The sequence below is a fragment of the Streptococcus sp. 17.1 genome (genome assembly GCF_016648655.1).
In the GTDB taxonomy this organism is placed as follows: domain Bacteria; phylum Bacillota; class Bacilli; order Lactobacillales; family Streptococcaceae; genus Streptococcus; species Streptococcus salivarius_E.
On the sequence record NZ_JACLQM010000012.1, the window covers coordinates 41,403 to 59,681 of the forward strand.

The window sequence follows — 18,279 nt, forward strand, 5'->3', positions numbered from 1 at the left end:
TTTCAAATTTTTTACGAATAAGAAAGAAAATATATCAATTAAGGAGAATAGCGTGAAGGAAAAGATTATAGCCTATGTCAAAGATAATCGTCTGTTTGTGAGTGTCATCGCTGTACTGATGGTGATTTTTTGCTTCTTTCTATGGATGACTTGTGGTGCGGGCAACAGTATGGAGGCGGAGACGTCTTATACAGATGTGACAGCTTTGTCAACCTCCTCATCCAAACAAAGTTCACAGTCTCTTTCTGAGGCGTCTTCCCAGTCAAAGACTGAAGGAAGTGAAAAGGATAAGTCAAAAGTAACAGTGGATGTTAAAGGAGCCGTAGTCAAGCCGGGTGTTTATAGCTTAAAAGCAAGCGCTAGGGTAACTGATGCCATCAAAGCCGCTGGGGGAATGACTGAGGATGCGGATGCTAAGAGTGTTAATTTAGCCGCAAGTCTGTCGGACGAAGAGGTTATCTATGTGGCAACTAAGGATGAAAACCTTTCTGTTCTTGGTCAATCAGGAACTAGTCAGGTCTCTGACAAAGGAGGGCAAACTAGTGCTAAGGATGGCAAAATTAACTTAAACACAGCGACCTCAGAGGAGTTGCAAACTATTTCTGGGATTGGAGCTAAGCGTGCTGAGGATATCATTGCCTATCGTGAAAGTCATGGTGGCTTTCAATCCGTAGATGACTTGAAAAATGTCTCAGGAATTGGTGATAAAACTTTAGATAAAATCAGAGAGTCCCTCTATGTGGCTTAAAAAAGCTCCAATCAATCTTTTTTCCTTGGCTCTGTTAATAGCTTCCCTTTATTTTACGATTTTTGTCACTAATGTTTATGCTATTGGGGCTTTGTCTTTTCTTTTAGTATGTTTTTTGAAGTATCATTGGAAGAATAAGGCAGCCCTAAAGTTGGTGGGGCTTGTAGGTAGTTTCTTTTTGATCTACTTTTTATTCTTGCACCACAGAGCTAGCATACAAGATAAACAAGCCCCTGCTGAAATCAATCAGGTGACTCTGGTTGCTGATACGCTATCGGTTAATGGTGAGCAATTATCCGCTATCGGTAAGGCCAAGGGACAAAACTATCAGGTCTTTTACCGACTCAAATCTGAGAAGGAGCAGCATTTTTTCAAGACTACTAGTCAAACGCTAGTATTAAAAGGGAAAATTACGTTAACCCAAGCAACTGGTCAACGTAATTTTCAAGGGTTTAATTATCAGTCTTATCTAGCCAGTCAAGGCATTTATCGAATTGCTCAGATTGAGCGCTTGGACCAAGTGGTACCTCAAAAATCTCTATCTCCCCTAGCTTTTTTCCATCAACTGAGGAGGAGGGCTTTGGTTCATATCCAGACGCACTTTCCTAGTCCTATGAGACACTATATGACAGGCCTGCTCTTTGGGTATTTGGATAAGGAGTTTGATGAGCAGAGCCAGCTTTACGCAAGTTTAGGTATTATTCATCTATTCGCACTTTCGGGGATGCAAGTGGGCTTTTTTCTGGGATGGTTTCGCTACGGTCTCCTACGCTTAGGTCTTCCTAAAGATTATCTATTTATCGTCTTGCTGCCTTTTTCCTTATGTTATGGCTTAATGACAGGATGGACAGCTTCAGTCCTACGTTCCTTGGTTCAAAGTTTGTTGGCGGAGTTTGGTATTAAAAAACTGGACAATATGGGAATAACCTTGCTTCTATTGTTTCTCTTATTACCTCATTTTCTCTTAACAGTGGGAGGTGTATTAAGTTGTTCCTATGCCTTCTTGTTGTGTTTGTTTGATTTTGAGGACTTGTCATCTTTAAAGAAATCAATCTATACGAGCTTGGTATTGAGTCTTGGGATTTTACCCTTTTTAACCTACTATTATGGGACTTTTCAACCAGTTAGTTTGATTCTCACTGCAATCTTTTCAATTGTATTTGATAGCTTTCTCTTGCCTGTATTGACAGTATTCTTTGCCCTCTCAGGATTGGTAATCTTCTCTCAAATCAACCCACTTTTTGAATGGATGGAGTCCTTTTTGACTTGGATACAATCCTGGATAGGTCAACCTTTGATTTTAGGGAAACCTAGTTTGTTTCAGTTTGGCTTGATGATAGCTGTATTGATTTTGCTCTTTGATTTTTGGAAAAAGCCTCAGTTTAGGATTTGCCTTTTGATGATTTTTGGACTTTTGATGGTCTGGGTCAAACATCCTTTAACCAATGAGGTGACTGTGGTTGACGTTGGTCAGGGAGATAGTATTTTTCTGAGGAGTATGAAAGGCGATACCATCCTAATTGATGTGGGTGGCAAGGTGACGTTTGGAACTAAGGAAAAATGGCAAGAGTCTAGCCAGACGAGCAATGCGGAGAAAACCTTGATTCCCTATCTACAGGCTAGAGGAGTGTCTCAAATTGATTATCTGGTCCTGACGCATACGGACACAGACCATATTGGTGATTTGGAAGAAGTGGCCAAGTGTTTTAAGATTAAGGAAATCTGTGTCAGTCAGGGGGCTTTGACTAAGTCTAGCTTTGTTAAAAGACTTCGGACCATAAAATGCCCAGTTCACACTCTAAAGGCTGGCGACAAATTACCCATGATGGGAAGCAATCTACAGGTTCTTTATCCAAATAAAGTTGGTGATGGCGGTAACAATGATTCGCTAGTTCTCTACGGAAAATTATTAGGAAGCAGTTTTTTGTTTACTGGTGATTTGGAAAAAGAAGGAGAGGAGGAACTAATGGCCAGCTATCCAACTTTAAGGGCAAGCGTCCTCAAAGCTGGACACCACGGTTCAAAAGGTTCTTCGTCTGAAGCTTTTTTGGACCAGCTGCACCCCTCCCTTGCACTTGTTTCAGCTGGTGAGAACAATCGTTATAAACATCCAAATGATGAAACAATAGAACGTTTTAAGCAACGCCACATTAAAATTTTACGAACAGATAAAGACGGAGCCATCCGTTTTAAGGGCTGGTTTAAATGGTCAAGTGAAACTGTCCGATAATTGTTAGAGTTCTTAATTTGTCATGCACCTCAATCTATGGTAGAATGTAAAAGCTAATATTCCAGTATAAGAAAGATTGAACAGTATGCGTAAAATTATCATCAATGGTGGTAAGAAACTTCAGGGAGAAGTTACAGTATCAGGGGCTAAAAATTCAGTTGTTGCATTGATTCCGGCCATCATTTTATCTGATGGAGTGGTTACTCTTGACGGGGTCCCAGCAATCAGCGACGTCGATAACCTAATTGAAATTATAGAAGTGATGGGTGGTTCTGTTAAGCGTGATGGCGAAACACTCGAAATTGATCCACGAGGCGTTAAAGATATGCCAATGCCATTTGGTAAGATTAACAGCCTTCGTGCTTCTTACTATTTCTACGGTAGCTTGCTTGGACGTTACGGTCAAGCAACAGTAGGTTTGCCTGGTGGTTGTGATTTGGGACCACGTCCTATTGACCTTCACCTTAAGGCTTTTGAAGCGATGGGTGCTAGCATTTCCTATGAAGACGAATCTATGCGTATTGCGACTGACGCTGGTCAACGCATTAAGGGTGCTCATATCTACATGGATACGGTCAGTGTTGGAGCGACGATTAATACCATGTTGGCTGCGGCTAAGGCTGACGGTCGTACGGTCATTGAGAATGCGGCGCGTGAACCTGAGATTATTGATGTAGCAACTCTTCTTAACAATATGGGCGCACGTGTTCGTGGCGCTGGTACAGAAGTCATCACGATTGAAGGTGTAGAGAGCTTACATGGCACTCGTCATCAGGTTATTCCAGACCGTATTGAAGCGGGTTCCTACATTGCTATGGCCGCGGCTATCGGTAAGGGAATTAAGGTTAAAAATGTTCTTTATGAACACCTTGAAAGTTTTATCGCTAAACTTGAAGCAATGGGTGTTCGTATGACAGTTGAAGAAGATGCCATCTTTGTTGAAGAGCAAGGTGATTTAAAACCTGTTGATATTAAGACATCACCTTATCCAGGTTTTGCGACGGACTTACAACAACCGATGACACCATTGTTGTTGAAAGCAAGTGGTCGAGGAAAAATTATTGATACGATTTATGAGAAGCGTGTGAACCACGTTCCTGAATTGGCTCGTATGGGTGCTGATATTCAGGTACTCGGTGGACAAATTGTTTACAATGGTCCAACGCAACTCTCAGGTGCGCCAGTAAAAGCCAGTGATTTGCGTGCAGGTGCTGCACTTGTTACGGCAGGTCTTATGGCAGAAGGTCAAACTGAAATTACCAATATTGAGTTTATCCTTCGTGGGTATTCAAATATCATTGAGAAACTTTCTGACCTTGGTGCAGATATTCGTTTGACTGAAGATTAAGTCTAAGGTTCAACCCCTAGTGGTTGAGCCTTTTTCCATTTCTAAAACTGTGTTATAATACTATCATGGATATTTGGACTAGTCTGGGTGCTTTTGCCTTCTTTGAGTCGGAGCGCCTTTCTTTTAGACCACTCATCTTTTTGGATCGTTTTGATTTACACGAAATTGTATCAAATCCTAAGAATCTACAATTTTTCTTTCCTGCCACTCAAACACAGCATGAAACGGATTGCCTTTTGGTTCATTACTTCATGAAGGAGCCTCTGGGTGTATGGGCTATTGTAGATAAAGAGTTAGAAAAGATGATTGGCGTCGTTCGTTTTGAAAAGATAGATGTCCAGAAACGGACTGCAGAGCTTGGCTATTTTTTGAATGCCTCATACTGGGGTAGAGGCTTAATGACAGAGGCAGTTACTTGTCTGTCAAATTTGGCTTTGACAGCTGTGGGAATGGATCGTATTATTCTTATTGCCCACTTGGAAAATAAGGCATCGATTCGTGTAGCAGAGAAGTCTGGCTTTAAACTTGTGTCCCGCTTTAAGGGAGCAGACCGATACACCCGTACCATGCGTGATTATCTCCGCTTTGAGAAGGAGGAGAACTGTGAGTAAACATCAAGAAATTCTAGATTATCTAGAGGCCTTACCTATCGGTAAGCGTGTTAGTGTGCGTAGTATTTCGAATCACTTACAGGTTTCTGATGGAACTGCCTATCGAGCAATTAAAGAAGCTGAAAATCGAGGGTTGGTTGAGACACGTCCTCGGAGTGGGACGGTTCGAATTGAAAAGAAAGTCCAGGTTCGCCTTGATAGGCTGACCTTTGCGGAGATTGCGGAGATTACAGAGTCTGAGGTTATCTCTGGTCATGAAGGTCTGGAACGTGTCTTCAGTAAGTTCTATATCGGAGCCATGACTATTGAGAATATCACCCGTTATCTAACCAAAGGAGATCTTCTTATTGTTGGGGACCGTGAGGATATTCAATTGCTTGCCCTAGAACACAATAATGCTATTTTAGTGACGGGGGGATTTCAGGTTTCCGATAGGGTTAAAGAGCTTTCACGTTTGAAGCAATTTCCAGTCATGGTAACAACTTACGATACTTTTACCGTGGCAACCATGATTAACCAGGCACTTTCGAATGTCCGTATCAAAACAGACATCAAGACTGTAGCTCAAGTCTATACCAGACGAGAAGACTACAACTACATGACTCCAGAAATGACAGTCAGGGATTTTCAGAATTTGGTGAAACGGACGAACTTGGTGCGTTTTCCAATTCTATCTGAGTCTGAAAAAGTGATTGGGATTGTGACCATGCGAGATGTGTCTAATCAGCAACCGACGACCATGCTCAAGGCAATAATGACCAAGCCGACGGTGACACGACTTGAGACTAGTCTGGCAACTGTGGCCCAAAAGATGATTTTTGAGGACTTTGATATCATTCCTGTTGTGGATGAAGAGAAACACTATCTAGGTGTTATCACCCGTCGTCAGGTTTTGGAAGAACTTCAGGACAATAATCGTGGCAACTTGCACACCTTTAGCGATCAAATGATAGCTAATCTAAACCAGGACAAGCATGCTTTCAGCTTTGAAGTCGAGCCCACTATGATTGACAATTCTGGAAACCTCACTCAGGGTGTTCTTGCAGAGATGGTTAAAGAGGTTGTCTATCGTATTATGGAAAAGCAGGAACAAAATGGTCTTGTGATTGAAGAGATGATGTTTTACTTTCTTCAGGCAGCTCAGATCGATGACAAGGTGACGATTACACCAAGTATTATCGCTGAAACCAGACGTAGAGCCCATCTGGACCTTATGGTTACTCACGGAAATCATACCGTCTGCAAATCAGTCGTTGTGGTTAAGAAAACTTAGTAACTAAAAATAAAAGATATAAAGAAAACGGAGAAAACAATGATTACTTTAAAATCAGCACGTGAAATTGAAGCAATGGATAGGGCAGGGGATTTTCTTGCTAGCATTCATATTGGTCTACGTGACCTCTTGAAACCAGGAGTAGACATGTGGGAAGTGGAAGAGTATGTGCGTCGTCGTTGTAAAGAAGAGAATGTCCTTCCCCTTCAGATTGGGGTTGAGGGAAGCATTATGGATTACCCTTATGCGACATGCTGTGGCCTTAATGACGAAGTGGCACATGCCTTTCCACGTCACTATATTTTGAAAGATGGTGACCTCTTGAAGGTTGATATGGTCCTGTCAGAACCTATCGATAAGTCAGTCCTTGATGTGTCAAAATTGGATTTTGACAATGTTGCTCAGGTTAAAAAATACACGGAATCATATTCTGGCGGTTTGGCTGACTCATGTTGGGCTTATGCGATTGGAACGCCATCTGACGAAGTTAAAAAACTTATGGAAGTAACACGTGAGGCTATGTACCTTGGCATTGAACAAGCGGTAGTCGGTAACCGTATCGGTGATATCGGTGCAGCTATCCAAGAATACGCTGAAAGTCGTGGTTACGGTGTTGTTCGTGATTTGGTTGGACACGGAGTTGGGCCAACAATGCACGAAGAACCAATGGTGCCAAACTATGGGGTGGCTGGACGAGGTCTCCGTCTTAAAGAAGGAATGGTTTTGACTATCGAGCCAATGATTAACACTGGTACTTGGGAAATCGATACTGACCTTGAAACGGGTTGGGCTCACAAAACTCTTGACGGTGGACTTTCTTGTCAATATGAGCACCAATTTGTTATCACTAAGGATGGTCCAGTAATTTTGACTTCTCAAGGCGAAGAAAGAACTTACTAATATGAAACGACAAGGCTTAATGGCCCGTCTATTGGATAAACTCCAATGGCGCCCTTTGCAGGTTTATCTTAGGCATTATCGTAGTGCAGAGATAGATATTTCAACTATCGCAGTGGCTTACTACCTCATTTTGACGGTTTTTCCGCTTATTGTCATTGCGGCAAATGTCTTTCCCTATCTGAATATTGATACGACTGATCTCTTGAAGTTTATGAATGAGCACCTTCCTAAGCAGTTTTATGCACCTGCAGCCAACGTTGTTCAGGATATCTTCTCGACACCTTCTGGACAGTTGTTGGGAGTTGCCTCTTTGACGGGATTCTGGACAATGATTAAGTCCTTGTCTTCGCTTCAAAAGGCGATTAACAAGGTATATGGTGCTTCAGAACACCGTGATGTCTTTATTAGTCACATTGTTGGTGGTTTCATGAGTCTGGTCATCTTGTTCCTGCTCACCTTTGCACTAATGCTGTCTACGATTATTCAGTCGGTCCTTAGAGTTATTACACAGACCTATCCTATTGGTTCCAAGATGACTCAGTTTATTTTAAATAGTATCCAGCCTCTGAGTATTGCAGTTGTCTTTCTGGGAATGATGGTGCTTTATTTTGTGCTTCCGAATGTGAAGATTCGAAAAATCCGCTATGTTATGCCAGGGACTATCTTTACGACTTTAGTGATTGGCTATTTAAGCAACTTGTTTGGAACTTATGTGATTCGTACCTTGAGTCGATTAGTTGATATCAAGTTATTTGGGTCCATTATGATTTTCGTCTTCATGCTTTGGTTCATCTTCTTGGCCAGAATTTTGATTTTGGGGGCCGTCTTTAATGCGACCTATCAAGAGCTTAGACAAGGTGAACTGAAAAGTAGAAGAGGAGATGTGATTACTATTATTCAGAGCTTTTCTGGAGATGGTAGTGATAGCAAAAAACACAAAAAAGATGAGGATGATTCCTAGATGATAAAGAGAGCTTGGTGAGATCCAGGCTCTTTTGACGGAAATATTATCCTTTGTAGATAATAAAAAGATAATGATTATGGAGAAAAAATGAAAAAACAAACTGTTCGTGATTTAACACATATTGCTATTGTGGCAGCTCTTTATGTAGTCTTGACTGTTGTGCCACCTTTTAACTTAATTTCGTATGGTCCCTACCAGTTCCGAATTGCAGAAATGTTCAATCTTTTAGGATTTTATAATCGCAAGTATATCATTGCCGTGACTTTGGGCTGTGTGATTGCTAATTTCTTTAGCTTTAACATGATTGATGTGGTTGTCGGAAGTCTCTCGACACTGGTCTTTGTCGGTTCAGGTGTTTATTTCTTCGACCGATTTAAGAACCAAGAGATTTTAGGTGGACTTTTTGACAAGGCTCATGTTTACTTTGCCTTTTACTTCTCATTCTTCATGGTGACAATTGCGGCTGAGTTGACCTTGGTTACTCAGGCACCATTTTGGGCAACTTGGTTCACTGTTGCTATGGGAGAATTGGCTTCTCTCTTAGTTGGTGCAATTCTTATTAAGAAATTGGCCAAAGTTATTGATTTTGTTTCCTAAATTAACGTCTGTAAAGGCGTTTTTTTCTGCTTTTATGTTAAAATATCCACCACTCACCGAGCAGTCCATCTGTTATTAGTTTACGATCGAGGTAAAACCTCGCTCGTTTTATAGTTCTCCAATAAATCGGTAATGAAGTTCAATCATGACTTGGCGGTTCTTGCCACGTCCTGTTGGCTGATGGACGATAATTTTGTCGATTAGCTCATTCACTAACTGAGTCGTCAAGGTTTCAAGGTTCGTGTATCGGCGAATGGTTTGCATAAATTTGTCGACATTCTCCTTGGATTCAGTTTGGCTAATCAAAACCTCTTGAAGCCTTACAATTTGCTGGTTGAGTTCAACTTGCTCGCTCTCGTAGCTATCTGTTAACTTGCGAAACCTCTCATCGCTAATCTCGTCCAGCAGTTGCTTTTCATAGAGTTTTTGGATAATAGTATCCAATTCCTTCGAACGCTTCTTGAAACGAGATAACTGTTTACGGAGACTATCTTGTTTCTTAATCTCTTGAATATCAAAGCGAGATTTCAGCTTTTCAAGAAGCTGTTTCTCGTCAAAATGAATGGCTGAGATTAGTTGCTGGAGGTCTTTCAAAACCAACTCATCTAGAACTTCTTTCCGAAGATAATGTAAGCCAGAACATGTATCACCAGCCCGACGGTAGTGATAACACTTATAGTGGTCAAGATTGATGTCGTTTTTCTGTTGTGGGCAAAAACTAAGCTTGTGTCCATTCTCACAGAATACTAAACCTGCAAATAGATTTTCGTGACCAGGCTTATCTTTCCAATTGTGTCGCTGGCTAACTCGCTTATGACCGAGCATTTTACGAGCCATTTCAAAATCTTCTTGTGAGATAATTGCCTCGTGAGTGTTTGGAAAAATCAACCAATCTTCTCGAGGTCGCAATCTACAACTCCGTTGTTTGTAGGAAACTTTTGCTGTTTTCAAATTGATGGTCGCCCCAGTGTATTCCTCCTTTTCGAGCATCTGGCAAATCATCTGATTTTTCCAGTAATAAGGGTCTGTTTCAATAATCCGATAATTCGAAAGCCCTAATTTTTTCTTGTAATTAGCAGGGGTCAAAATCTTGTCTTTTCGAAGTCTGCGAGCAATTTCCATCAATGACATTCCTGCTAAATACTCCTTAAATACTCGTTTCACAATTTGGCTGGCGTAGTCATCAATAATCCATTCTTTGGGATTTTCTGGATTTTTGAGATAGCCGTATGGGGCAATCCAACTGATTTTTTCGCCAGTTTTTGCCTTGGTGTGCTTGGATAACTTAATCTTTTCGCTACATTGGAGCGAATACCAGTTGTTAAACAAGGATACTAGAGGTGCGAGATAAGCGTCTTGACTGTTACTTTTTGAGCTATCCAGATTCTCATTTAAAGAAATGAAGCGAACATTTTTCGATGGAAACGTGATTTCTGTTAGCTGTCCAGTTAAGAGGTAATCTCGACTGAGGCGGCTCAAATCTTTCACGATAACCGCTTGGATTTTACCAGATTCAACCAAGTTTATCATCAGTTGAAAATCTGGTCTCTGAGCATTCGAACCTGAGAAACCATCGTCCACAAAGAAGAATGGATTTGGCAAATTTTCACGCATAGCCACTTGAGCGAGAATTTGTTTCTGGTTGGAAATAGAGTTACTCTCGCCCTCGTTGGCATCTTCAGCAGACAAACGGCAATAGAGTGCAGTTATCCTGTCCGGCAGACTATTCAAATTCTGTGTTTTGATATCTTTAATTGTCAATGTACTTTTGTTCATAGCGTGCTCCTTTCGATTCACCTATAACCCACTGACATGATAACTCTGTTGGGCTAGGAAGTCCAGTTAACCTTTCTCCAGAATCAAGCGTTGGAGTTTCTTTTCAAGACTATCTTTTCCTGTAAACTTTCGCACTATCACAACTGTCACTTTGCCGATTTTAAGTTTCTGTTCTTTATTCATCACGTCCTCCTTGAATAAAATCAGGTAATTCCTCTAAAGTAACAACAGTGAAGAGTTCCCAGTAAGCATTTAAATCCTCCTTGATACGATTCAATATTGCCAGCTTACGTTTCTCATCTGGTACAACCCAAATCACCAAAGGGAAAATCTCATTTTCTCGTTGTTCAATTCCAGTGTTGAAATATTGAATATACTGTTTACACTTGGCAACCACTCTACCAAGGTGTTCGGTCGCTTTATCCGCCTCGAAGAAATAGCTATCTTCGAAATCTCCAACGGTTAATTTTGTGAAAGCGTCGGGCTTCAGTGTAGAGTTGGAGAGTAGGGTCGCAAAGCTCCGCCAACATTTTGGTTCAAAGGAAAAGGTTTCGAGAGTGATTTTCTTTTCTAAATCTAAGGTTTTCAACTCCACGAAAATCTGCGTAACAAAGAGTTGGTGTTTCAGATGATGTTGTGTCGGTTCATATTTATTTTTGAAACGAAGTTTGACGTTTGGTTCAATCTCATGCAACGCCTTAGTCCCTTTGTGTGTTAGATACCAAATATACGAGCCACTCCCAGCACGAATACCGCCAATTCGCCGTTCAAGGTGGACGATGAGCCCTAAGTTAGATAGTTTCTTGGTAAAAAGGTTAGCTCGCCTTGTGGCAGTTTTAAGAGTGTTGTCTGGGAAATACAGCCGAACAATTTGTTTGGTTGTGATATAACGACAATGATTAAGTAAACTTAACAGTTCATAATCTTGTTTAATCAGTTCCATTTTGTACCTCCTTTTTCTTCCTGCCAATGTTTGAAATTGATTTGGCTGGTTTATTGCGTGGCGATTCTTCTCTAAGAGTCGAGCCGTATCGTTCGAAACTCTCACCATAAATCTCCTCTTTCTTTCGAAAAGCTGGTGGCGCTGGCAAAGTATTAACAGATAGCCATTTGAAAGTATTCTTTATGATTGAGACTCTGGAATAGACCTGAAACGGCGGTAATTTGTAGAAATCTTCATCGGAGAGTTCAGGGACGAGTCCAGCTAATTCCTTCGCCTCATTCATTGAGAGTCCAAAAATAATCTGGTTGTGGCAGTTGGCGTAAATGGCGTGGCGGAGCTGTTTAGGCAACTGTTTTGAAAACTGATTCGCTAAAATATATCCAACACCAAGGCTTCGAGACATAGAGAGTGCGTCGTCCAGAGAAACTGGGAGCTTGAGGTAATCTGCTACTTCGTCAATATAGATGAAAACTGGCTTGCGAAGGGTTTCTTTGGCTCTGAGAAGCGTTAACTGATATAAGCACCCTAACAAGATTGCTCCAATAAATTTGGCATTTTCTGAGCCGATAATTCCTTTATTCAAGGGAACTAATAATAGTTTTGACTGGTCGAAGATGTCTTTTAAAGAGAAATTGCTTGAAGATTTTCCTAAGATTCCTCGAAGGGCAGGGCGAAGTAAAATCCCTCGAAATTTATTGAGAACGGGTGAAATCATGGTCTGTCGAGCAGAGTCACTCAAACTGTCATAACCTTGCCAAAAATCCAATAAAAATGGGTCTGGGATACCTTTCAGTAACTGATATCTAAAACTTTTGTTAGTTAAGAGTGGTACTAAATCAAGTAAAGTCGATCCGTGAACTTTTGCCAGTGTGTGAAAAGTGTGGGAGAGAATATCTTGTGTGTAGACACCCCAGGAGTCTTCGAAAATTTCTTGAAAGACACCAAGTAACATATCTGCAACTAATTCTGCTGGAACGCCGAAAGCGACTAAATCAAATGGGTTGATTGAAATGACTTTCCCAGTTTGGCTGGGGTCTAAAATGACCGTATCTTGGTCTCGTCCCTTAGGGAGCCTCTCTAAAATATCTGAGACGAGAGTTGCTTTTGGGTCAATCACTACAGCAGAGCGATTTTCTTTAGCATCTGCCAAGATGAGGTTAAGCATTGTGGTTGATTTTCCACTTCCAGTTCCACCCAAGATCCATGTGTGAGACAGTCCGCTTTGAGCTGAAATTCCCACAAATCTTGCTGGATTTTCTAAACTTAATCCAAATGGTCTTTGGACTTGATGAGATAGTCCAAGTGGTGGTAAAATAGCTTTAGGTGAAAGAGGTAAAACGCCTGTGTATGGAGCATCGCCAGCTGGTAGTAGAAAGAGGCTGGCGAGTTCAATGCTTGATACAATCGTTTGGAAGTGCCACGGAATCATGCCGTGGTTTATTTTTTCGCTTGAAGTTGGCTTTGCAGAGAACTTTGCCTCAGCTCGCTCCAATAGTCTAAAGGAGGATAACAAACTCTTCAGTAACTGAAGTTCTCGTGGCTTGCTTTCCGCTTGAAATCCTAAACGCATTGACAACTGAAACTGGCTATGATGAAGCTTTTCTTTAAGGAGCGTTTTTTCGTCTGATGACAATTTAGGAATATTACCTGTCACAGTTTGCCAGAAAGTTGTGTTTGGGTTTGGTAAATCTTTAGGAAGAGGTTTTGGAGATGTCGATTTTCCAACAACCAATTGAATGATGATAACTTCATTCTTTCGAAGTAAGCCAGAATGCGAGAGGACAGTGCGCACCAAGTTTTCTGTTTGTTTGGTTTGGAGGGCGAAATGGTTTTTCGAAAGCGTTAAGTGGTACGCACTGGCAACTTTCGAACGTTTTGCGCTATCGAAACGGACAGAATGATGAGCGGTCATCATACTTTTGAGAAATTTGATATCTAATGGGTCGGCGCCAATCAGGAAGTCGGCTTTATTTTGTTTTAATCGAATTTCCCAAATGAAAGGCTGTCTGCGTGAAAAACCATTGAGCTGTGCCATAAAATCACAAACCGTTTCAAATGCGAACGGTCTTGTCCATTCAACACGTTGCCAAACTAATGAGTGTGGTCTTTTCATATTACCTCCATTTACTTTTGTTTAGAAAGTACTTGCCAATTAAACCAACTGTTAATATTCCCCCAATCAGCAATACAAGAAAGAGCCAAATATTTTGAAGTAATAGCGCTCCTTGGTAAATTAGCCACGAGCCGAAGAAAAACGAAACAGCGAGACTTAGAAATTTCTTCATTCATCATCGCCTCCGTTGGTGAAATCTCGAGCATTTTCAGAATACTCTGGGACGGGATAGTTCGGAATGATAATGTCACTTTTAATTTCATTACCCCAAATGCTCCAGTTTTTATCTGAGGGAACAGGACGGCGTGCAAAGAGCTCTAAATAATCTCCATCTGAACAGCGTTCGATAATCGAATAAACTTCTTCAGGCTTGTGAGAATGGTCTTGAACAGGGAACATTCCCCAATTCATTTGCCCTTTGAACTTGATAGGAGCTTTGCCTCGTGTCGCAAAAATCATTTGTTCGGTACAGTTTCGAAGGTAATTTCCTAATCCAAGTCGAGGTTTCACCCAAGTAAAGATGGATTTTGGTTCGAAGCCCCAAGCGCGCACTACTTCGAAAGATTGTTCGAGGGCGGCAGGGTATGTCCAGAGCCAGAGGTAAGCATTGTCTTCAGCGAGGTCTGCGACTGGCATATTTTTGATAGCTTCCAAGCTCATCAAATTGTAGTGCCTACTCGCACCAAGCTTGCCTTTTTGTGCAATCTCCCAAGGTGGGTCTGCGAGGATAGTTTTGAATTTCTTTGATGCGTGTTGTTTGGTTTGCTCTTGTTGTGTTTTCATTTGAAAATCCTTTCTGTCTTGTTAGACGCTCCAACTATACTTTAGCTTTAGGGTATTTCAAATCATAAGTATTTTGAACTTTTGGAGCGATGCGAAAGCGATGAACAGTGGTCGGGTGAGCTAAATTCGCTCGACTTGTTCGTTGTTGTAAGAAATACAACGTCCTATCTTAAAATCGCCTCCATTCATTGTTGAGAGTTTCCAGTAGCTTTTTCTGTGCTATCAGGAAATCTTCGTTAATAGCTTCTCGGGTTTCTAGAAATTCTGCCAGAGCAATTTCGTCTTGCGAGTAATTTTCGGTTGGATTGTTCGAAGTTGTCTCATCTTCACCGTATTCCAATAAGGCTAATCCGAGAAAGAAGAGAACAGCGAGCACCAAGAGAGCAATAAGATACCAATTCATAATCACCTCCTATTTGAAACGTTGTGCTGAAGCATAAGTGAATGTCTTGATAATGAAGTCTGTCCGACCTTTCGCTTGTGGATTTTGTGCCAAGATATGACTTTCTAACTCCGAAAGGTTAGCAATCTTATTTAAGACATCTTGAGCCAATAGTTCGTTGGCTTGAATGACTGCCATGTCTTGGTTGAGCTGGCGAGCAATTGCCATTTTCTGTGGATTAAGGGATGAAATTGACAAGACTTCTGGGTTTTGAGAGTTTTGTGGTAGATGTGACATAGTGAGTCTCCTTTTGATATAATTCAGTTAGCTAACTTGGTTATAGTATAACAGGTGTAAAGAGTTATTTTTTGCCAAAGTCTTGCGATTTTATTGCTAAAAAGGAGAGGTGATATGTTTACGATTAAAAAGTTACTTCATCTATTAGAAAAAGAAAATCACAGCTGGAAGAATCCAACTGCAATGACAAAAACCATTTTGATGGTACTTACGGATTATCATTATCCTAGCGATATTGCTTCGAAAGTTTTTTCTGGTGTCAACCAAGGTCGAAACATTTACAAGGATATAACTGATATTATCTCTGAGGAAACAATTGATACTTATTTGTCAAAAGTTGAAACAGGGCTACGCAACCAAAACTTCCGAAATAGTAATTTTGAAAGCTTGAAGATGGTTGAGGCGACATACCGACTGTTGAAAGACTCTACAAACTTGAATCAAGATATTTACCAAGGTTTGCTTCAGTCTTATACTAAAAATAAAGACAATAGACCGTACCTATTCTTAGCGGAGTGCTTTTACTATGCTTTAGCCTCTCGACATGATAAAACTATAGGCTACAAAACAACAACAATTCCTGTAATACAAAATCCTCCAACTCTGTCAGCTTGGGGAGATGAGTTGGAGGAGGCAACACTCAATGAAATTCTTCCGCCTAAATTTTGGGCAACTACTGGGCAGATGACTATCAAGGAAATTACGATTTTTAAATCTTTAGCAAAGCTGGTTGTTATTGACGAAGATGGGGAATATTATCTCTACGCTCCAGTAACTAACGAGGAAGTTGAACTATACAAAGATTTTGGAATTGGCAATTCGGAATTTCTTTTGATGGAAGAGTTTGGACTTATCAATATCGGGGCGAGAGTAGTCAACACTATTTCTGTAAAAAGTGATCCTGCTGGATTTCAGAATGATAGTCTGGTTTTTGCGTTTACAACTAAATCTAAACCTTTTGATATACACTTTAATAGTTATTCATTTACAACCGTTGGTTTAAAACTTTTGGAAATTTTAGAGGTGGAAATAGACAATAATTTCTTTAGAAAATTGTGTCAATTATTTGTTCGGCAACACGTTCATTTACCAATTGATTTTTATCTTGCTCCAGTTGAGGTAATGGAGGATGCAGAAAGTATGGAGGAGTTGGAAGAATATCGGTTGAGGTAGTTCTAATCGTTTCATTACTTTACAAAATCTAAAGCAACTTTTGGCAAAATTCTTGTTCGGTTTCGCTATCAATAATCGCTTGCGGTTTTGTGCTAAATTTTCTAATTGTAGCGTTAATTTCGTCTATTTCAGTATGTTTGGTAAATTGCTCGAACCTCGTTATCTTAAACCCCATAACGCTATTTTTAACGGTTAAATTGTTAAGGAATACTGGTAGGCTGATAGCAGGCAGGTATGCCCCAAGTTCATCGAACTCCCACTCTGACATTTCTGGTATCAATCCCCAAAAGGTTTGTTGGCGGATTCTATTGCCAAGTTTTGTTAATTCTTGTTTAACGTTATTTTCTAAAATAATTGATTGTTTTAAATTAAAACTTAGTAAATACTGAAAGCTTGGTGATGTTCGCCTTACTTAAATTCCTGAAAATACCTCAGAATAGATAATAAGTCGCCTGACGAAACACCTAAGAAACGGCGACACTCTGCCAACCAAATCTCACGCGAAGCGAATAGCGATGCGAACATTAAAAGCAAGTAAAACGGCTGAATTTCTCAGCCGTTTTCGTATATGTTGTCCTACTTTTCAAGGCTATCTATCGCCCAAATTTCAGCCGTCTGAGACATTAACTCTCGAGTGTAATCTGAAGAGAACTCAGTTTGTTCAATCTTGTCCAGTAGGGTATTAACTTCATCTGGTGCTTCGAGCTGGCAGGTGTATTGCAGGACTTTATCATCGTCCAAATCGTAAAATGCTTCGAAAGTTTCTTTATCCTCGACTAGTCCTCCAATCTACCTTAAAGTTATCAAAACGAGACTGTTTAATTCTATCTCTAACTTCCAGTTCAAGATATGCTTGATGGTAAACATCTGGAAGTCATTCGGTACTGTTTAATCCAGCGAACGGTACTTATTTTAACTTTTCCATAAAAATCTCCTTTCGAGTTAGGTTGATGCTCTCAGAAAATAACTCTTTTTGCAAGAAAAGTCCAGTGTTTTTCTGAAGAAACTAGCATTTACGAAGTGGCAGGAATATTATGAAAACGGTCTCTAGATATGCTATAATAGAACGAGTAAATTAAATAAACCCGAAGGGTACCCTTCCTTTATTATATTCATAATAAAGGAATCCTATCAGCCCTTCAATATTTTCAGCTGAAAGGTATACCAAAATATGAAGAAAGAACTGGAACGGCTTCTGGCACAAAATGACACCTTTATGGTGGAAGGTGTGCTCAATAAGAATAAATTAGCAGAGCTGGCAAGACAATATAATCCTGAACTTCTCAATCTTTTGATGAGTGATGAGAAAATCTCAAACCATTTCTTTTCAACACTCGAAACTGGTTCCCTCATCTTTAAGAAAGATGTCTTTTTACAGTTTTTAAACAACAAGGAGTTTCTCCCGGACAGTTTTACAGCTTACAAGACGAAAATCGGCTTAGCAACAGGTGACAAGTACATTTCTGAAAATCAAGAAGTTGTTCTGAATTTTCCATACAAAGACTGCGTGCTGGAGGGTGGACAGACTAAGGACGATGCTAAACGCCAAGAGATTTTCTTTAACGAAACGCTTGCTCCAACGGAAATTAATCGTTTACTGGATGATAAGGTCTTGACTAACTTTAAACGCTATGACGAAACTGGCGAGCATAACGTGGAAGAGATAAAAGATACTGATAATCTTATCATTAAAGGGAATAATCTTATCGCTCTGCATAGTTTGAAAAAACGCTTTGCTGGAAAAGTTAAGTTGATTTATATTGACCCACCTTACAATACGGGAAATGATAGTTTTAAATATAACGACAAATTTAATCATTCTACTTGGCTTACTTTTATGAAAAATCGGCTGGAAATTGCGAAAACATTATTGGCTGATGACGGCGTATTATTTGTTCATTGTGATTATAATGAAGATGGTTATTTACGTGTTTTATTAGATGAAATTTTTACAGAAGATAATTTTGTTGCAAATATTACAGTACGTTCAAATTCTATTTCAGGCAATAAAACTCAACATAAAGAAAAAACAATTTTAAAAAATAAAGACACTATTCTTGTTTATGATAAATTGTAAAATATAGTGCAACAAAAAAACTCATAGCCTTTCATTGGTGTAAACTGTAAGTAACCACACAAAC

17 protein-coding genes are annotated in these 18,279 nt (G+C 40.1%); 10 read left to right on the forward strand and 7 right to left on the reverse strand.

The window, feature by feature from the left end; all coding sequences use genetic code 11:
* Positions 1-52 precede the first annotated feature (52 nt).
* The 8 genes from H7T99_RS07850 to H7T99_RS07885 all read left to right on the forward strand — a co-directional run bounded on the left by H7T99_RS07850 (position 53) and on the right by H7T99_RS07885 (position 8,671).
* A complete protein-coding gene (locus tag H7T99_RS07850) occupies positions 53-748 on the forward strand; it encodes a helix-hairpin-helix domain-containing protein (RefSeq protein ID WP_037602820.1) in 696 nt (231 codons plus the stop codon).
* Entirely contained in the window at positions 738-2,978 is a 2,241-nt protein-coding gene (locus H7T99_RS07855) for a DNA internalization-related competence protein ComEC/Rec2 (RefSeq protein WP_201035968.1), read from the forward strand. The genes H7T99_RS07850 and H7T99_RS07855 overlap by 11 nt, the downstream gene beginning before the upstream one ends.
* Before the next feature lie 85 nt (positions 2,979-3,063).
* Entirely contained in the window at positions 3,064-4,326 is a 1,263-nt protein-coding gene (locus H7T99_RS07860) for a UDP-N-acetylglucosamine 1-carboxyvinyltransferase (RefSeq protein ID WP_037602826.1), read from the forward strand.
* A gap of 65 nt (positions 4,327-4,391) precedes the next feature.
* Positions 4,392-4,937 (forward strand): GNAT family N-acetyltransferase, encoded by a 546-nt coding sequence (locus H7T99_RS07865; protein ID WP_037602827.1) that lies wholly within the window; start codon positions 4,392-4,394, stop codon positions 4,935-4,937.
* Positions 4,930-6,210 (forward strand): CBS-HotDog domain-containing transcription factor SpxR, encoded by a 1,281-nt coding sequence (spxR, locus tag H7T99_RS07870; protein ID WP_002884454.1) that lies wholly within the window; start codon positions 4,930-4,932, stop codon positions 6,208-6,210. The genes H7T99_RS07865 and spxR overlap by 8 nt, the downstream gene beginning before the upstream one ends.
* Before the next feature lie 39 nt (positions 6,211-6,249).
* Positions 6,250-7,110, forward strand: a complete 861-nt coding sequence (locus tag H7T99_RS07875; RefSeq protein WP_004183173.1) for a methionyl aminopeptidase — start codon at positions 6,250-6,252, stop codon at positions 7,108-7,110.
* Between the two features lies 1 nt (position 7,111).
* Positions 7,112-8,071, forward strand: coding sequence for a YihY/virulence factor BrkB family protein (locus tag H7T99_RS07880; RefSeq protein ID WP_037602829.1), 960 nt, complete (start codon positions 7,112-7,114; stop codon positions 8,069-8,071).
* A gap of 90 nt (positions 8,072-8,161) precedes the next feature.
* Positions 8,162-8,671 carry a QueT transporter family protein gene (locus tag H7T99_RS07885; RefSeq protein ID WP_037602830.1) on the forward strand — a complete coding sequence of 170 codons (510 nt, stop codon included), beginning with the start codon at positions 8,162-8,164 and terminating at the stop codon, positions 8,669-8,671.
* A gap of 108 nt (positions 8,672-8,779) precedes the next feature.
* On the opposite strand, the gene H7T99_RS07890 is transcribed toward H7T99_RS07885, so the two are convergent.
* The 6 genes from H7T99_RS07890 to H7T99_RS07915 all read right to left on the reverse strand — a co-directional run bounded on the left by H7T99_RS07890 (position 8,780) and on the right by H7T99_RS07915 (position 14,965).
* The gene (locus tag H7T99_RS07890; protein ID WP_201035969.1) at positions 8,780-10,447 is read right to left on the reverse strand and encodes a recombinase family protein; all 1,668 of its coding nucleotides are present in this window, start codon (positions 10,445-10,447) and stop codon (positions 8,780-8,782) included.
* A 175-nt stretch (positions 10,448-10,622) separates the two neighbouring features.
* The gene (locus H7T99_RS07895; protein WP_201035970.1) at positions 10,623-11,390 is read right to left on the reverse strand and encodes a replication-relaxation family protein; all 768 of its coding nucleotides are present in this window, start codon (positions 11,388-11,390) and stop codon (positions 10,623-10,625) included.
* Entirely contained in the window at positions 11,377-13,503 is a 2,127-nt protein-coding gene (locus H7T99_RS07900) for a type IV secretory system conjugative DNA transfer family protein (protein ID WP_201035971.1), read from the reverse strand. Before H7T99_RS07900 ends, H7T99_RS07895 begins: the two co-directional genes overlap by 14 nt.
* A 168-nt stretch (positions 13,504-13,671) precedes the next feature.
* Positions 13,672-14,286: an MT-A70 family methyltransferase gene (locus H7T99_RS07905; RefSeq protein ID WP_201035972.1), complete on the reverse strand. Its 615-nt coding sequence runs from the start codon at positions 14,284-14,286 to the stop codon at positions 13,672-13,674.
* 169 nt (positions 14,287-14,455) lie between these two features.
* On the reverse strand, positions 14,456-14,689 hold the full coding sequence (locus H7T99_RS07910; RefSeq protein ID WP_201035973.1) for a hypothetical protein: 234 nt from the start codon (positions 14,687-14,689) through the stop codon (positions 14,456-14,458).
* Positions 14,690-14,698: 9 nt separating this feature from the next.
* Positions 14,699-14,965 carry a hypothetical protein gene (locus H7T99_RS07915; protein ID WP_201035974.1) on the reverse strand — a complete coding sequence of 89 codons (267 nt, stop codon included), beginning with the start codon at positions 14,963-14,965 and terminating at the stop codon, positions 14,699-14,701.
* A 114-nt stretch (positions 14,966-15,079) separates the two neighbouring features.
* On the opposite strand from H7T99_RS07915, the gene H7T99_RS07920 reads away from it, so the two are divergent.
* The gene (locus H7T99_RS07920; RefSeq protein WP_201035975.1) at positions 15,080-16,138 is read left to right on the forward strand and encodes a hypothetical protein; all 1,059 of its coding nucleotides are present in this window, start codon (positions 15,080-15,082) and stop codon (positions 16,136-16,138) included.
* Between the two features lie 28 nt (positions 16,139-16,166).
* On the opposite strand, the gene H7T99_RS07925 is transcribed toward H7T99_RS07920, so the two are convergent.
* Positions 16,167-16,406, reverse strand: coding sequence for a hypothetical protein (locus tag H7T99_RS07925; RefSeq protein ID WP_004183153.1), 240 nt, complete (start codon positions 16,404-16,406; stop codon positions 16,167-16,169).
* A 903-nt stretch (positions 16,407-17,309) separates the two neighbouring features.
* On the opposite strand from H7T99_RS07925, the gene H7T99_RS07930 reads away from it, so the two are divergent.
* Positions 17,310-18,215, forward strand: a complete 906-nt coding sequence (locus tag H7T99_RS07930; protein ID WP_201035976.1) for a site-specific DNA-methyltransferase — start codon at positions 17,310-17,312, stop codon at positions 18,213-18,215.
* Positions 18,216-18,279: the final 64 nt, after the last annotated feature.

Excerpts from the sequence above, each read along its gene's own strand:
- H7T99_RS07855 (WP_201035968.1), top strand. The coding sequence starts at position 738 with ATGTGGCTTAAAAAAGCTCCAATCAATCTTTTTTCCTTGGCTCTGTTA.
- H7T99_RS07860 (WP_037602826.1), top strand. The coding sequence starts at position 3,064 with ATGCGTAAAATTATCATCAATGGTGGTAAGAAACTTCAGGGAGAAGTT.
- H7T99_RS07865 (WP_037602827.1), top strand. The coding sequence starts at position 4,392 with ATGGATATTTGGACTAGTCTGGGTGCTTTTGCCTTCTTTGAGTCGGAG.
- H7T99_RS07875 (WP_004183173.1), top strand. The coding sequence starts at position 6,250 with ATGATTACTTTAAAATCAGCACGTGAAATTGAAGCAATGGATAGGGCA.
- H7T99_RS07880 (WP_037602829.1), top strand. The coding sequence starts at position 7,112 with ATGAAACGACAAGGCTTAATGGCCCGTCTATTGGATAAACTCCAATGG.
- H7T99_RS07885 (WP_037602830.1), top strand. The coding sequence starts at position 8,162 with ATGAAAAAACAAACTGTTCGTGATTTAACACATATTGCTATTGTGGCA.
- H7T99_RS07890 (WP_201035969.1), bottom strand. The coding sequence starts at position 10,447 with ATGAACAAAAGTACATTGACAATTAAAGATATCAAAACACAGAATTTG.
- H7T99_RS07895 (WP_201035970.1), bottom strand. The coding sequence starts at position 11,390 with ATGGAACTGATTAAACAAGATTATGAACTGTTAAGTTTACTTAATCAT.
- H7T99_RS07900 (WP_201035971.1), bottom strand. The coding sequence starts at position 13,503 with ATGAAAAGACCACACTCATTAGTTTGGCAACGTGTTGAATGGACAAGA.
- H7T99_RS07905 (WP_201035972.1), bottom strand. The coding sequence starts at position 14,286 with ATGAAAACACAACAAGAGCAAACCAAACAACACGCATCAAAGAAATTC.
- H7T99_RS07910 (WP_201035973.1), bottom strand. The coding sequence starts at position 14,689 with ATGAATTGGTATCTTATTGCTCTCTTGGTGCTCGCTGTTCTCTTCTTT.
- H7T99_RS07915 (WP_201035974.1), bottom strand. The coding sequence starts at position 14,965 with ATGTCACATCTACCACAAAACTCTCAAAACCCAGAAGTCTTGTCAATT.
- H7T99_RS07920 (WP_201035975.1), top strand. The coding sequence starts at position 15,080 with ATGTTTACGATTAAAAAGTTACTTCATCTATTAGAAAAAGAAAATCAC.
- H7T99_RS07925 (WP_004183153.1), bottom strand. The coding sequence starts at position 16,406 with ATGTCAGAGTGGGAGTTCGATGAACTTGGGGCATACCTGCCTGCTATC.
- H7T99_RS07930 (WP_201035976.1), top strand. The coding sequence starts at position 17,310 with ATGAAGAAAGAACTGGAACGGCTTCTGGCACAAAATGACACCTTTATG.